This window comes from Odoribacter sp. Z80, assembly GCF_009935865.1.
In the GTDB taxonomy this organism is placed as follows: Bacteria; Bacteroidota; Bacteroidia; order Bacteroidales; family Marinifilaceae; genus Odoribacter.
This window is the reverse complement of record NZ_QWEL01000004.1, coordinates 17,098-32,831: the sequence shown is the minus strand read 5'-3', so window position 1 is coordinate 32,831 and position 15,734 is coordinate 17,098. Positions and strand designations below refer to the sequence as shown.

11 protein-coding genes and 1 tRNA gene are annotated in these 15,734 nt (G+C 45.5%); 7 read left to right on the top strand and 5 right to left on the bottom strand.

Annotated features, from left to right (window positions below; genetic code table 11):
* Positions 1-3 precede the first annotated feature (3 nt).
* Positions 4-2,382, top strand: a complete 2,379-nt coding sequence (gene pbpC, locus D1136_RS05130; protein ID WP_161876563.1) for a penicillin-binding protein 1C — start codon at positions 4-6, stop codon at positions 2,380-2,382.
* Between the two features lie 91 nt (positions 2,383-2,473).
* On the opposite strand, the gene D1136_RS05125 is transcribed toward pbpC, so the two are convergent.
* Positions 2,474-2,546 (bottom strand) — tRNA-Thr (locus D1136_RS05125).
* 144 nt (positions 2,547-2,690) lie between these two features.
* Between D1136_RS05125 and D1136_RS05120 the strand changes: the two genes are divergently transcribed.
* Genes D1136_RS05120 through bglX form a run of 4 tightly spaced genes read left to right on the top strand, consistent with a single transcriptional unit; the run spans position 2,691 to position 10,832 of the window.
* Complete coding sequence (locus tag D1136_RS05120; RefSeq protein ID WP_161876562.1) at positions 2,691-5,705, top strand: TonB-dependent receptor; 3,015 nt, start codon at positions 2,691-2,693, stop codon at positions 5,703-5,705.
* 30 nt (positions 5,706-5,735) lie between these two features.
* A complete protein-coding gene (locus D1136_RS05115) occupies positions 5,736-7,226 on the top strand; it encodes a RagB/SusD family nutrient uptake outer membrane protein (RefSeq protein ID WP_161876561.1) in 1,491 nt (496 codons plus the stop codon).
* 31 nt (positions 7,227-7,257) lie between these two features.
* A complete protein-coding gene (locus tag D1136_RS05110; RefSeq protein WP_161876560.1) occupies positions 7,258-8,556 on the top strand; it encodes a glucoamylase family protein in 1,299 nt (432 codons plus the stop codon).
* Between the two features lie 17 nt (positions 8,557-8,573).
* Positions 8,574-10,832, top strand: a complete 2,259-nt coding sequence (gene bglX / locus D1136_RS05105) for a beta-glucosidase BglX (RefSeq protein WP_161876559.1) — start codon at positions 8,574-8,576, stop codon at positions 10,830-10,832.
* A 118-nt stretch (positions 10,833-10,950) separates the two neighbouring features.
* Here the strand turns inward: bglX and D1136_RS05100 are convergent, their stop codons facing one another.
* The 4 genes from D1136_RS05100 to D1136_RS05085 form a co-directional block, all read right to left on the bottom strand.
* Positions 10,951-11,652: a DUF3298 domain-containing protein gene (locus D1136_RS05100; RefSeq protein WP_161876558.1), complete on the bottom strand. Its 702-nt coding sequence runs from the start codon at positions 11,650-11,652 to the stop codon at positions 10,951-10,953.
* 75 nt (positions 11,653-11,727) lie between these two features.
* A complete protein-coding gene (tsaB, locus tag D1136_RS05095) occupies positions 11,728-12,417 on the bottom strand; it encodes a tRNA (adenosine(37)-N6)-threonylcarbamoyltransferase complex dimerization subunit type 1 TsaB (protein WP_161876557.1) in 690 nt (229 codons plus the stop codon).
* 37 nt (positions 12,418-12,454) lie between these two features.
* The gene (locus D1136_RS05090; RefSeq protein ID WP_202623066.1) at positions 12,455-13,027 is read right to left on the bottom strand and encodes an L-threonylcarbamoyladenylate synthase; all 573 of its coding nucleotides are present in this window, start codon (positions 13,025-13,027) and stop codon (positions 12,455-12,457) included.
* A 140-nt stretch (positions 13,028-13,167) separates the two neighbouring features.
* On the bottom strand, positions 13,168-14,064 hold the full coding sequence (locus D1136_RS05085; protein WP_161876556.1) for a diaminopimelate dehydrogenase: 897 nt from the start codon (positions 14,062-14,064) through the stop codon (positions 13,168-13,170).
* Positions 14,065-14,360: 296 nt separating this feature from the next.
* On the opposite strand from D1136_RS05085, the gene D1136_RS05080 reads away from it, so the two are divergent.
* Together D1136_RS05080 and D1136_RS05075 are read left to right on the top strand one after the other, a co-directional pair.
* On the top strand, positions 14,361-14,870 hold the full coding sequence (locus D1136_RS05080) for a 3'-5' exonuclease (RefSeq protein WP_161876733.1): 510 nt from the start codon (positions 14,361-14,363) through the stop codon (positions 14,868-14,870).
* A gap of 44 nt (positions 14,871-14,914) precedes the next feature.
* Positions 14,915-15,667 carry an HAD family phosphatase gene (locus tag D1136_RS05075; RefSeq protein ID WP_161876555.1) on the top strand — a complete coding sequence of 251 codons (753 nt, stop codon included), beginning with the start codon at positions 14,915-14,917 and terminating at the stop codon, positions 15,665-15,667.
* Positions 15,668-15,734 lie beyond the last annotated feature (67 nt).

The following is a 15,734-nucleotide window of genomic DNA, read 5'->3' as shown; positions in this document are numbered from 1 at the left end:
TTCATGAAAGTCAGAAAGTATAGCGAAAGGTATCCCTGGCGAACTTTAGGGTTCGTTTCAGGGATTCTTTTTTTGGTTTTTGTTGCGTGGTGGCAAATTTTGCCAGAGCCTTTGTTTCATGTGCCTTATGCTACGGTTTTAACAGACCGGGACGAAAGGATTATCGGTTTGAAACTGGCGCCCGATGAACAGTTGCGCCTGGGAGAAACGAAGTGTCTGCCGGAGCGTTATGTGCTGGCGGTATTGAGTTTTGAGGACCGGATGTTTATGGTGCATGGAGGGGTCAGCTGGTGGGCAATAGGAAGGGCTGTTTTGCAGAATATCCGCTCTGGCAGGATAGTCAGTGGAGGGAGTACTTTGTCGATGCAGGTGGTGAGAATGGCCAGGGGGAATCCGCCGCGTACTGTATGGGAAAAGATAAAAGAGATTTTTTTGACATTACGGATGGAGCAGAGCTTTTCCAAGTGGCAGATATTGGAGATGTATGCTTCTCATGCTCCGTTCGGAGGGAATGTCGTGGGGTTACAGGCTGCTTCTTTAAAGTATTTTAATCGTCGGCCGGAGCAGTTAAGTTGGGCGGAAGCTGCTTTGCTGGCGGTGTTGCCTAATGCTCCTTCTTTAATATATCCGGGGAAGAATAATACTTTGTTGCTACAAAAAAGAAATGGTTTATTGAAGAAGATATACCGTCAGGGGGTGATGAATGAGGATGCTTATCGGCTGGCATTGGCGGAGCCTTTGCCGGAGAAGCTGTATGATATTCCTGCCTTTGCTCCTCATTTGCTGGTCCGTGCCGATGGTGAGGCTTCCGGAAAGGTTTATAAGTCGTATATAGACGGACATCTGCAGCGTCAGGTGAACGCTATTGTAGAACGGCATATGGCTGTATTGAGTCAGAATTATATTTATAATGCTGCTGTGTTGGTGGTGCATGTGCCGAGCGGGGAAGTGAGGGCTTATGTCGGCAACAGTGCTGCCCGTAAAGGAAGCCGGGGAAATCAGGTGGATATTATCCGGGCAGCCAGGAGTTCCGGCAGTATTCTGAAGCCGGCCTTGTATGCGTTGATGTTACAAAACGGGATGATTTTGCCGCACACATTGATACCGGATATTCCTTCCCGTTTTGGAAGTTATGCTCCTTCAAATTTCAATCGTGATTTTAGGGGGGCTGTATCTGCGGACGAGGCTTTGGCTCAGTCGCTGAATATTCCTTTTGTCCGGATGTTGAGGGATTATTCTTACGCCCGGTTTTATGATGATCTGAAGCAGTTGGGTATATCTACTCTTCACCGGAGTGCTGAGCATTATGGGTTAAGTTTAATATTGGGCGGGGCAGAGACTTCTTTGTGGGATGTCTGTCAGTTGTATACGGGAATGGCTTCTACGCTGAGACATTATAACGAGGAAGACGGGCAGTATTTCGGCGGGGAATACAGAAAGATGAAGCTATGGAGGGATGAAATACTTTCCGGGGAGAAAGTGGGGGAAGGAAAGAATGCCGGCAAGTGGTTGAAGGCTTCTGCTATCTGGCAGACTTTGAAGGCTTTGGAAAAGGTAGAGCGGCCGGAGATGGAGTCGGGATGGAAGAATTTTGTTTCATCATTGAATTTGTCCTGGAAAACCGGTACGAGTTTTGGGTTCAGAGATGCCTGGGCTGTGGGAGTGAATCCGGATTATGTTATCGGAGTCTGGGTAGGGAATGCAGACGGAGAGGGGCGTCCCGGTTTGGTGGGGGTCAGGACTGCTGCTCCTGTATTGTTTGAAGTGGCTGCTTTGCTGAGAAGCAATTGTCAATTTTTTGAGCCGGTTGAAGAGATGCAAGAGGTTGCTGTATGCCGGAAAAGCGGTTTCCGTGCTTCCCCGTTTTGTGTGGAGACAGATACGATGAGGATTTGTATGGCCGGAAATTCCGCAGGATTGTGCCCTTATCACCGTTTGGTTCATTTGGATGAAGAGGAAAAGTGGAGGGTTTCTTCGGAATGTGAACCGGTGGGGCGTATTCGTGTAAAATCCTGGTTTGTACTGCCTCCGGTGCAGGAATGGTATTATTGCCGGAGTCATGCGGATTATTTGAAATTGCCGCCTTATCGTCCGGATTGTAAGCCTGTGGAAGAGGATGTTATGGAAATGATTTATCCTCAGAAGGGAACCCGTATATTTATACCCCGGGATTTTGGGGGACTACCGGAACGGGTGGTTTTGGAAGCCGTCCACCGTTCGCCGGAAGCTCAGATTTATTGGCATGTAGACGAATGTTATTTGGGAAAAACTGTTCACTTGCATCAGATGGAAGTATATTTGCAGGAGGGAAAACACAAACTGACTTTAGTGGATGGGCAAGGAAATATGTTACAACAGGTTTTCCGGGTTGTAGGGAAATAACGGTGGTTATTTGTATGTTTTTTGAAAAAAAATGAGCCGTAAACCTGTTGTTTGACGGCTCATGCAAGTGTAACATTCTGATTTTCAGAAGAGCCAATTGCGAGACTCGAACTCGCGACCTACGCATTACGAATGCGTTGCTCTACCAACTGAGCTAAATTGGCATCTCGGGTGCAAAAGTAATACTTTTTTGGGATAACCAAATTTTTCTTTCTGAAAAAAATAGGAATAATTATTAATGGGAATGTGAAACTCCCTTTAAACGGTACTCGTTTATAGAAAAATAAAGTAATATAAACAGAGTATGTATGAAAAGGAGAGGAGTTTTAATCCTGGGATTTATTTTGTTGGTTTCAGAGTTGATTTTTGGACAGGACAGGGAAACTGTGACGGGACGGATTGTTGAGAAGGGAACCGGAGAGCCTGTGGTTGGGGCTACGGTAGTGGTGAAAGGTACGTCAACCGGAACTATTTCGGATGTAAACGGTTTCTATACTTTGAGAGATATTCCTCAGGATGCTGTTTTGATTTTTAGTTTTGTGGGCATGAAGGCACAGGAGGTGCCGGTGGAGGGACGTCGTGTCATAAATGTAGAGTTGGAGATTGATTCGAAAGTCATGGAAGAAGTCGTAGTTGTGGGATACGGGGTACAGCGGAAATCGGATTTGACGGGAGCCGTTGCCTCGGTGAAGGGTGAAGAATTGCAGAAAAGTGCGGTGGCGAACGTTGCGAATGCTTTACAGGGGCGTGTTTCCGGAGTGTTGATTTCTCCTGACGGAGCTCCGGGAAGTCAGCCTGACGTGAAAATCCGGGGCATTGGAACGACCAACGATAGCAGTCCTCTGTATGTGGTGGACGGGATGTTTGTAAATGATATCGGTTATTTAAACAGTCATGATATTGCTTCTATGGAAGTATTGAAAGATGCTTCTGCTACAGCCATATACGGTTCGAGGGGAGCCAATGGGGTGATTATTGTGACGACAAAACAGGGAAGCCGGGGAAAACCGGTTTTAACCGTTCTGGGAAGCGAGGGGTTTCAGGTAGTGGGCGACCGGTTGAAGATGTGTGACGCAGAAGAGTATGCCAGGTTATTGAATGAGGCTTTGGTAAATACCGGAGGGGAGCCTAAATATAAGAATCCTGCGGCTTTGGGAAAAGGTACGAATTGGTTTAAAGAAATCTTCCGGGTTGCTTCGGTGCGGGATTATCAGGTGGCTTTGAACGGAGGAGCGGAAAATGTACTTTACAATCTGAGTGTCGGCTTTTTCCAGCAAAAAGGAGTCATAAAACGGAATGCATATCACCGGTTGACTATCCGGCTGAACAATGAATATCATCCGGTAGAAAAAGTTACGCTCGGCCATCATATTGCCACGGCATTCAGTTTGAACAGGAATGACGATGCCTCTGTCGTAGACCAGGCTTATCGTTTAAGTCCGGTGATTCAACCCTATACGGAAGAGGGGGATTTTTCCGATTCTGAAAATTCTTCAACCGGTAATCCTCTGGCGACTTTGGCGTATTTGAACCATAATTCCCGCGATGACCGGATGACCGGCAGTACCTATCTGACATGGGAAATTATTGAAGGCTTGAGTTTTAAAACGAATTTCGGGATTGATTATTTGAATCGGCGGGAACGGATTTTCCGTCCGAAGTATTATGTTTCGTCGACCCAAAAGAACGAGCAGAATGAATTGAATAAAAATTGGTCCCGTGATTTTACCTGGTTGTGGGAGAATATGCTGACTTACGATGCAGTTTTTAAGAATATCCATCGATTGACTCTGTTGGGAGGTATCACGGCTCAGAAGAGGAAGTTTGAGTTATTGGGCGGATCCGGACGGGATTTGTTTTCTCAGAATAATAGCTATTTGTATCTGGACCAGACTTCCCGGGGTACCCGCAATGCCATGAATAATGGTTATTCAGAGTCTATTCTTTCTTATTTGTTTCGGGCCAATTATACTTTGATGGAACGTTATCTTTTTACTTTTTCTTTCCGGGCAGACGGTTCCTCCAAATTTGGTCCTGACCATCGTTGGGGATATTTCCCTTCGGTGGCGGCCGGATGGAGAATGTCGGAAGAAAAATTCTTGAAAAACCGGCTGACCTGGCTGAATAATCTGAAATTAAGAGTCAGTTGGGGACAGATAGGAAATGATAAAATCGGCAATTACAAATATTACGCCCTGGCAAATATAGAACCGGGTTTCGACGCGGTATTTAATGGCATTTATTATTCCGGGGGAACGATTACTTCCCTTTATAACCGGCAGGTTCACTGGGAACGTTCGGAACAGGTGGATGCGGGTTTGGATTTGACTGTCCTGTCAAATCGTTTGACGCTTGAATTTGATTTTTATAACCGCCGGACGAAAGACATGTTGGTTTCCGTAGATGTTCCCGGGGCTGTGGGATTATCACCGGTGGAAACCAATGTCGGTGCTGTTACTAACCGGGGAGTTGACTTTACTTTAAATTGGCAGCATACGGTCAGAGAGCTGAGTTATTCGGTACGTTTTACAGGGACTACCATTTATAACCGGGTTGGCAAACTCGGAGGTATGCGGATTCCCAAAGGAGATATCGGGAGCGGTCGTTTGATTACCATGACAGAGGAAGGGAAATCTATCGGGTATTTTTATGGTTATCAGGTTGAAGGAATTTTTCAGTCTCAAGGAGAGATTGACCGATATAACGCACTTGCTGCACAAATCAGCGGTGATCCGGACCGGAAATATCAGAGCAATGTGGGACCGGGAGATTTGATTTACCGGGATTTGGATGGCAACGGTTATATAGATGACCGGGACCGTACCGATATAGGTAGTCCTATTCCTAAGTTTATCGGAGGTTTGGGGATTTCTTTGGGTTGGAAAGGAATTGATTTTTCGATGGACTTTCAGGGAAATTTCGGAAACAAAATTTTTAATGCCAAGCAATTGGAGCGTTATTCCGGATTGGATAACTGGGACCGTACTTTTTTGGGACGCTGGCGGGAAGACTACCCGAATACCAATGTTCCCCGAATGACTTTTGAGGGAAATAACTATCTCGTTTCCGGTTATTATGTGGAAAACGGTTCGTATGTGAAATTGCAGAATCTGGAATTGGGATATACTTTCCCTTTGTATTTCACCCGGAAATTGCATTTGACTAAGCTACGGGTGTTTTTCAGCGGAAATAATTTATTTTATGTCACAAAATATCATGGTTTTACTCCTGAAATTAGCGGAAGTTCCTTAGAGGCTGGTATAGACCGGACGGTATATCCTGTGACGTCTGATTACAGATTGGGTTTGAGTATAGCGTTGTAAATGTAGATGTAAACCGAAAATATGAAAGGTATGAAGAGTTTGATTTGGATGACATGGATGGGGTTGTTGGCAGGAGGATGTGAAGGTTTTTTGAGTCCTGAGCCACAGGGAAAATTAACGGAAGAGGTATTTTTTAGTGAGGAAGAGGGTGCCTTGATGGGGATTAATGCGATATATTCGAGACTTCGGGAGTGGGATCAGATCGGATTTCCCTGGTTTGTGATTTGTGAACTGCCGAGTGACAATAGTAATACGGGGAGTGAATTGGCAGATGGGAGTGTGGCCCGGTTAAATACAGTGAATGATTTCACTTACAATGCCGGGGTAGATGAGTTGAACAATTGGTGGACGGGTAATTATAATGCCATTGCCAATTGTAATGTGGCACTTGAATCTTTGGAAGGCTTGGGGAATGAAGAGTTAAAGGTGAGGTGTATGGCTCAGGCACGTTTTTTCCGGGGATTTTTTTACTTTAATCTGGTCAGGGCTTTCGGGGGTGTACCCTTGATGACGGAGGTCCCGCAACCTGGACAATATAACAAGCCCCGGGCTACGGAAGCCCGGGTGTATGAAGAAATTATAAAAGATTTGACCTATGCGTCCATGAATTTACCAACCCGTACCCAGTGGGGAGAGAAGGAATGGGGAAGGGTGACCCGAAGTACGGCACAGGGGTTGCTGGCGAAAGTTTATTTATTCCGGCAAGAATACCAGAAAGCTTTTAATTATGCTGATTCCGTGATTGTAAGAGGGGAATATGCTTTACATCCCCATTACCGGGATTTATTCAATCCGCGTTCTTTGTATTCGCGCGAAGTGATGTTGGCGGACCAGTTTTTGTGGCAGGATAACCGGGACAGTGAATCCCAGTTTGTCATGTGGCAGGGAGTGCGCGGATATTGGGGATGGGGATATTTTTCACCCACAGAGAGTTTAGTCAATAGCTATGAAAAGGGAGATCCCCGTTTGGCTGCCACGGTGTTTTTTAGTGGAGATACAGTGGAAGGGGTGGGAGCCATTCATTTTGCGACGGGTTTGGCCCCCCGGGCCAACCGTAAGGTCATCTGGCCTGTCAGTTATTGGAATGCGAATAGCTTTACCAAGACCAATGCCCATCTTTATTTTTTGCGTTATGCCGACGTTTTGTTGATATATGCGGAAGCTGCAAATGAACTGGGAAGAACGGCAGAAGCTTTGGATAAACTGGAACTGGTGAGGGAGAGGGCCCGGAAATCGGTTGCAGAAGGGGAGGATTATTCCGATATTTTACCTGAAATTACCGAAACGAATAAAGAAAAGTTGAGGGAAATTATCTGGCATGAGAGACGGATAGAATTGGCTTTGGAGGGGCATCGTTTTTTTGATTTGCTTAGGGCTGACCAGGTCGTTCCCGGATATGCCCTCCGCGAATTGAGGGCGGATAATCCTGACACTCATTTTTCTGCCGTCCGGAATCGCGTCTTTTTGTTGCCGCAAACTCAGATAGACATATCTCAGGGGGTATTGAAGCAAAATCCCTGATGGGAAGGAAGTTTTAAGAATGTTGTAAGGTATGAAAGGGTTTTTGTTATTTTTGAGTTTGTGGTTCACCGGAAGCTTATCGGCCCAGGAATTGCACAATGAGGCTTTACTGGATATGGTGCAACGTCAGACTTTCCGTTATTTCTGGGATTTTGGCCATCCGGTCAGTGGTTTGGCCCGTGAGCGTACAGATACTGTGCATGTGAGTCATGAAGTGGTGACTGTCGGCGGTTCGGGATTCGGGGTAATGGCTATTATTATCGGCATAGAAAGGGGATATATTACCCGGGAACAAGGATTGGAGCGTTTGTTGAAAATGGTACATTTCCTTGACAAGAAAGCGGAACGCTGGCATGGTATTTGGCCGCATTGGCTAAATGGGACAACCGGCAAGGTTATTGCTTTCAGCGAGAAAGACGAGGGAGCTGATTTGGTGGAGACATCGTTTCTCTTCCAGGGGTTGTTGATGGCTCATCAATATTTTGACCGTAAAACTATGAAGGAGAAAGAATTGCGCCAGGAGATTGATAAACTTTGGCGGGAGGCGGACTGGTATTGGTTTACCAACGGGCAGCCTGTACTTTATTGGCATTGGTCACCCAATTACGGTTGGGAGATGAATCATCCTATCCGTGGGCACAATGAGGCTCAGATTACTTATATCCTGGGAGCTTCTTCGCCGACCCATCCGATTCACGATTCCGTATATCATCAGGGATGGGCTAACGGTCCTGTTTTTCGGAACGGTAAGGAATTTTACGGTATTCTTTTGCCTTTGGGAATGGATTACGGAGGTCCTTTGTTTTTTACCCATTATTCTTACCTGGGACTTGATCCACGTGGTCTGAAAGACCGGTATGCAGATTATTGGCAGCAGAATGTGAATCATACCTTGATTAACCGCCGGCATGCGATTGTGAATCCTTGGGGGTATAAAGGATATGGAGTGAACAGCTGGGGATTTACTGCCAGTGACGGGAATAAGGGGTATGCGGCCCATGACCCTTTGAACGACCGGGGGGTGATTACACCGACGGCGGCTTTGTCTGCTTTTCCTTACACGCCGGAGTATTCCATGGATGTGTTAAGGCATTTTTATTATACCCTGGGGAAGGATTTGTGGGGAGAGTACGGTTTTAGGGATGCTTTTAATCCGACGGTAAATTGGGTTGCTGATTCCTATCTGGCTATTGACCAGGGGCCGATTATCGGAATGATTGAGAATTTTCGGAGCGGTTTGCTCTGGGAATTGTTTATGAGCCATCCGGATGTGAAAAAAGGCTTGAAACGGCTTGGGTTTGAAAGTCCGCATCTGGAAGATAAGAATTAGAATTTAAATTTAAAGGTATGAAGAGTAGTCTGGTTATTCTGTCAGTCATTTTATTGTCTGCCTGCCATTCCGGAGGAAAATGGAAGAGTTTTAGCGGTGATGAGGTGATAGAACGCAAAGTAGATTCTGTATTGAAATTAATGACCTTAGAAGAGAAAATCGGGCAAATGACGCAGTATTCTGCTGACTGGGACATTACGGGGCCTGTCATGAAGAGTGATTGGGAGACGTATTTAAAGAAAGGTTTGGTGGGAAGTGTTTTTAATGCTGTAACTGTGGAGGGAGTGCGAAAATTGCAGGAAATGGCATTGTCGCAGTCTCGCCTGAAAATACCGGTTTTGTTTGGTTATGATGTGGTACACGGATTCCGGACTATTTTTCCGATGCCTTTGGCTGAATCCTGTTCATGGGACCTGGAGCTGATGAAGCGGACGGCGTCGGTTGCGGCTACAGAAGCTGCTGCAGAAGGGATATGCTGGACTTTTGCCCCGATGGTGGATGTTACCCGTGATGCCCGTTGGGGACGGGTGATGGAGGGTGCCGGAGAGGACCCCTGGTATGGCAGTCGGGTGGCAGTGGCCCGGGTACAGGGATTTCAGGGGGATTCGTGGAAAGATTTGAAGAAGATTAATACGGTATTGGCTTGTGCCAAGCATTTTGTTGCTTACGGTGCTTCTGAGGCCGGACGCGATTATAATACTGTGGATGTATCGAGACGTAGTTTGTATGAGGTTTATTTCCCTCCGTTTTATGCTGCGGAAAAGGCTGGAGTGGCTACTTTTATGACTTCCTTCAATGAAGTGGAAGGGGTTCCTGCTACTGCCAACAAGTACCTTTATACGGATGTGCTCCGCGATGAGTGGAAGTTTAAGGGATTTGTCGTGACCGATTATACTGCCGTGAATGAATTGATTCCTCACGGAATTGCTGCGAATGAGGAAGAGGCTGCGGAGAAGGCGGTGAATGCCGGAATTGATATGGATATGAACGGAAATGTTTTTATCCGGAATTTACCTTCATTGGTGAAGAGTCGGAAGGTCAAAGAACATGTCATTGACCGTGCTGTGAGACCGATTCTGGAGATGAAATTTTTGCTGGGATTGTTTGATGACCCTTATCGTTATTTGGATTCTACCCGGGAAAAAAATACCATCATGAGGCCTGAATTTTTGCAGGTGGCACGTGAAGCCGGAAGAAAGTCTATTGTGCTTTTGAAGAATCAAAATAAGGTTTTTCCGATAGACCCCGGAAAATCCCAGACGGTGGCTTTGATTGGACCTATGGTAAAGGATAAAGTGAATCAGAACGGGGAATGGGCCGGCAGGGGAAACCGGGAGCAGAGTGCTTCTCTTTATGAGGGGCTCATGGATGTTTATAAAGGGGATAAGGTAAAGTTTTTGTATGCTGCCGGTTGTGATTTGAGTGGTTCCGACAGGAGCGGTTTCGGGGAAGCTATGGATGTTGCGGCGCAGGCGGATGTGATATTGGCAGTGATGGGAGAAGATTTTAACTGGTCCGGAGAAGCAGCTTCCCGGACAAATATCCGGTTACCGGAGATTCAACGTGAACTTTTGGAGGAATTGGTGAAGTTGAGAAAGCCTCTGGGATTGGTGTTGATAAATGGCCGCCCATTGGATTTATCCTGGGAAGACGAACATGTGGACGGTATTATGGAAGCCTGGTATCTGGGCACTATGGCAGGGTATGCTATGGCGGATGTGATTAGTGGAAATTATAATCCTTCAGCTTGCCTGACCATGTCTTTTCCCCGTTCTGTGGGACAGATACCGGTATATTACAATCATAAAAATACCGGAAGACCCGTCAGTGCAGAGAATCCTAAGGAGGATTACCGTTCTTTTTACCTTGATTCGCCTAATACGCCGCTTTATCCTTTCGGATACGGGTTGAGTTATACTACTTTTGAAATCCGGAATATGCGGATGAATACGAATATACTGAGGCCAGGAGGAGAACTTGAAGTGAGTGCGGTTGTTGTGAATACAGGAGATAGGGATGGAGAGACTGTCGTGCAGTTGTATATCCAGGATGTAACAGGCAGTGTCACCCGTCCGGTGAAGGAGTTACGTGGATTTCAGAAAGTTTTTCTGCCCAAAGGAGATTCGGTGCAGGTGGAGTTTACAATTACTCCGGAAACAATTGCTATGTATAATCACGAGATGAAATATGTTGCAGAACCCGGAGATTTTAAGGTTTGGATAGCGGCTCATGCAGAGGACAATACCCATGAAGGAAATTTTTCCTATCGTAAGTAATCTTTGGTAATTATATATCTCTTTACCTGAATGCTGGTATTCTATGGTCGTTCTATTTCCTTTGTGGCAGTACAACCTTTCAGTGTTGTGCTTGCCACAAGGGAAGCCCGGGACGGTTTTAGCGGGTTGGGGCATTTGAAAACTTCAACATGCCGTGCATTTTGGATCTGGGAATGGAAATGGTTACCGGTCCGCAGGCTCCCGGTCCGAGAATATACTTGGCATAAGTGAAATCAACAGTATGGAGGGTGAAAGTTAAAGCCGTGAAATTTTCTACGGTAGGTGCTTCAAAAGTATAGCATTTATCGGGGTTTTTCAGGTTTTCTTTTAACAGAGAGTTGATTTCTTGTGCTTTGTCGTAATTTAATATATCTTTTTTATTCAGAAATCTGCGGTTCTTCATGTCGTAGTTTACACCATAAAAATGAGTTATCCCGTTGGCTCCGCCCAGCATTTCATAAGAAGACATGAGTAGGCTGATGTAGTTTTTATCTGCCAGAAAAACAGAGTCCTGGATATATAGTTCAAAAGGAGCTGCCTGTTTATATCCCATGGAATCGAGACCGGTGACGGTTTCTTTGCATTGTTCTATGAAAGCGGCGTGAATTCCGTTAATCAATCCTGTAATTTCGTCGTTGAATTTTACACAGCTTTCTTCAACTTCCTTTTCCGGGAAAGAGAAAACCGAACGGTGGATGTCAATATTCCATTGGGCCGTTTTGTCCGTTTCGTGGATTTTTCTGACTTCCAGATTGATTTCTTTTTTACAGGCCCCTAAAGCCAGGATTGTAAAAAGCAGGGTAAATAATTTTGTTTTCATCATTCTGTATTTTATAATGGTTGTGGTATATTTAGTTATACTGAAAAATAACAGAAGGGTTTGGTGCGGGAATTCTTAAAAACCGATTTTCTTTTTTGGGGTGGTGGCAATGAAGTCTTTTAAGTAGAAAGGTTCAAAATAAGCGACATCTACGAATTTCTGCCTGGAAAAATCGGACTCAGCCAGCGGGGCCATGTGCCGGGCTGAAGTTTCTGCTTTTTCAACATAACGGGCATTGGGATGGGTCAGGATATGTTTCACTTTTTCACTTCCGTTGCCAAAAAAATAGATGGTGTGTTTGTTCAGCAAGCCGGAGAAAGAATTTTCATCTATAATTTCCGCTTTTGTTTCAGTTACAGGCTGGTTGTTCTGGTCGAAGAAGGCCGTATAAACTTCCATCCGGCGGGCGTCAATCATCGGGCAGTAAAGAGCCTCTTCCTTCAATTGGGCAGATACGGCCAGGGCCAGGGCCTGTAAGGTTGGAATGGCAATCAAGGGTTTGCCGGCCCCGAAGCATAATCCTTTGGCCAACGATACTCCAATCCGCAAGCCGGTATAAGAGCCGGGGCCCATGCTGACGGCTACAGCATCTAAGTCTTGCACTTCCAGGGCATGTTCCTGTAAAACCTCATGGATGTAAGTCCCCAGAAGGACAGAGTGGTTTAATCCTTCGTTGTTTTCTTTTATTGCAATCACTTTTCCGTCTTTGGCTAAAGCTACTGAGCAAACGGAGGTGGACGTGTCAATATTTAAAATCAGAGCCATGGTATTGGATGTTAAAATTTAGCTTTTACACTTTTATTTACTTCCGGATAATTTGAATTTCTCCGTTTAATCCCAGTTTGATGATACTGGAAGGCGAAGCAGGGGTATGGTCGTTGCGGCGGTAGTTGACAATGTAATCCACTGCATTTTTGATGGTTTCACTGATTTCGTTGAAAAAGCGGGGAGAAGGCTCTCCGCTGATATTTGCCGAAGTGGAAATAAGGGGCCGATTGAAGCGATAAAGCAGGGATTGGGTAAATTCTTCCCGGGTAATGCGGATGCCGATGGTTCCGTCTTCGGCAATCAGGTCGGGAGCCAGTCTTTTGGCATTGGGATAAATAATTGTGGTGGGTTTATCCGTCACTTCTATCAGGTCCAGGGCAATGTCCGGTATATCCGCATACGAAGCGATTTTGCCGGCATCGTCCAATAATACCAGCATGGATTTGTTATCCGCTCTTTTCTTGATTTCGTAAATTCGTCTTACTGCTTCCGGATTGGTGGCATCGCAACCGAGCCCCCAGATAGTATCAGTGGGGTATAAAATGATTCCCCCGTTTTTCAGTACTTCCTGTGTCTTCCGGATTTCTTCTTTCAGTTTATCGTTCATTCTGACTATAATTATACCAAATGACGAAAGTATAAAGTTTTTCTTAATTTATGAAGAGTTTGGAAAACAAAAGGATCGGGAGGATAGGCAGGACCTCCTCCGCTCATAAGGAGGTGCGGAGGAAGTCCTGTATTTTGGGATTATACGAGGTGCCGGATGAGGTCTTCCCGTTCGCCGTACAACAAGTCTGCCGGCGGAATTTCGATGAGGGTATAGCATCCCGGTTGCTGGCGCATAGTGGCACGGGCGGACGAAACCATGATTTGTGCTGTCAGTGCCGGGTTGTTGATGTGCATGTTAAATTCAAACAATTGATTTTGCGTTTTGCCGGATACACCTTTGCGGGTGAGGTTTACGCCATGTCCCATGTCGAGCAGGGCATCTACGTTTTCCACCTGCATGACATGGGTTTCGTCATGGACGAAATAAGGATCGTTTTTGATTTTTTGAGCTATTTCATTGAAAGAATATCCTTCTGCGAGTTCGATATATACCATCCGGCGATGAATACCGGTGCCGGTGGGAATGGTCATAGACAGGGCGGCTTTCACTCCCTCGATGGCTTTCACTGCTACAGTGTGTCCCATGCTCATACCCGGTCCGAAATTGGTATATGTCAGTCCTTTGGGAGCACATGCCTCTAACAGCGCACGGATGACGGAATCTGATCCCGGATCCCAACCGGCAGACATGACGGATACTGCTTGATGCTGACGGGCGATTTGGTCTAAAGTCCGGTGAAGTTCTACGGTTTGGGTATGAATGTCAAAACTGTCTACTGTATTGATGCCCATACTTAAAGCTTGAGTGGCATATTTTTCCACACTGCGGGTGGGAGTACAAAGGATGGCCACTTGAATGCCGTTTAATTCACTTAAATTGTTTACGACTTTGTAGGCTTTCAATTCTTCCGGAATTTCTTTGGTATTCCGGCGAACGATTCCTGCTATTTCGAAGTCCGGACTTACTTGAAGGGCTTCCACTACATATTTTCCGATGTTACCATAGCCTACTACGGCTGCTTTTATTTTTTCCATATTTCTTTTTTTTAGGCATCAGACAGGTATATCAAATTCCCTTAATGCCGAATTGAATGAAGTTTTATTCTGACAAAATACGGAATAATTTGGTTTTTTTCAAAATTCATTTCCTTTATTGTTAATGTTAAAACTATTTTTTTTGAATGGGCAGGAGAATTTAACAGGAAGAGGGTGGGAAATAGCTATCTTTGCCGTCAGTCTATCCTGGGTTTCTAAGGCACAGGGGCTCATATATGGATTATGAAAGGAAATGTTTTGAAGGCCGGGAAAGTTTATATTTAAAAAGAGGAATGATTGAGAAATTTGCAGCACTGGATTTTGAAACGGCAAACTGGCAGCCGACAAGTGTTTGTTCCGTAGGCATTGTATTGGTGAACCGGGGAAACATAGAGGACCGATTTTACAGTTTGATTCATCCTGTTCCTGATTTTTATTCCCGCCGGAATACTGAAATTCATGGATTAACCCGGGAAGATACTGAAGATGCTCCGGCTTTTCCGACGGTATGGCGCGAGATTGCTCCCTTGGTGGAGGGGGTGCCATTGGTGGCACATAATAGCATGTTTGATGAGGGGTGTCTGAAAGCGGTATTTGCTTTGTATGAAATGCCGTATCCGGCCTATCGTTTTTATTGTACCTGTCGTTTGGCCCGAAAATTATTTAAAGGATTGGAAAATTATCGTCTGCCTACCGTTTCCGCCCATTGCGGTTTTGACCTGACCACTCATCATCATGCCCTTGCCGATGCCCAGGCAGCAGCGGTTGTCATGCAGGAAATCCTAAAACAATGTCCTGATTTATAGAGGTATGCCGGTGCGAAAATTGTAAATAAATATATTGAAATCATATGGATATTGCTGTTGCTGTAGAGTGTTTCCGGAAAAAGCACGGGTATATTCCTTCGGACTTGAAAGCTGTACTTTTTGATATGGACGGGGTGTTGTTTGATTCTATGAAAAATCATACTTATTCCTGGTATAGAGCGATTACTGATTTGGGCATACCTTGTGAACGGGATGAGTTTTACCAATACGAGGGGGCTACCGGCAAATGGACCATCAATCATATTTTCAAGCGGGCCTATGGGCGTGAAGCTGCGGATTGGGAACTGGAACAAATTTATAAGGAAAAGAGCCGTTATTTTAACGGGCTTCCGGAAACGGAACCTATGCCTGGAGCCAGAGAATTGCTTGAGTGGGTGAGGGAGGCCGGGTTAATTCCGGTATTGGTTACGGGTTCGGGACAACGTTCTTTGTTGGAGCGGTTGGATAAAGAATACCCGGAGATTTTTAAACCGGAATATATGGTGACGGCTTTTGATGTGGAACGAGGAAAACCGCATCCGGAGCCTTATTTAAAAGGTTTGAAGAAAGCCGGGGTGAAACCGTCGGAAGCTGTGGTCGTGGAAAATGCTCCCTTGGGTGTAAAGGCTGCTGTGGCAGCCGGTATTTTTACTGTGGCGGTCAATACGGGACCTGTTCCGGACAGTCAGTTGAAGGAAGCGGGAGCCGATTTGATTTTTCCGGATATGCCTGTGTTTGCTGCAGAAGGTTTTTTGCAGCTTCTGTGTTTCCTAAAGAAGCTGCAGGAGAGGGATTGAGCAGATTGGATAAAGGAAGGAGTATATTTTCCGGAATGTGGTCGCTGTTCGTGAAAGGAATTTCAAT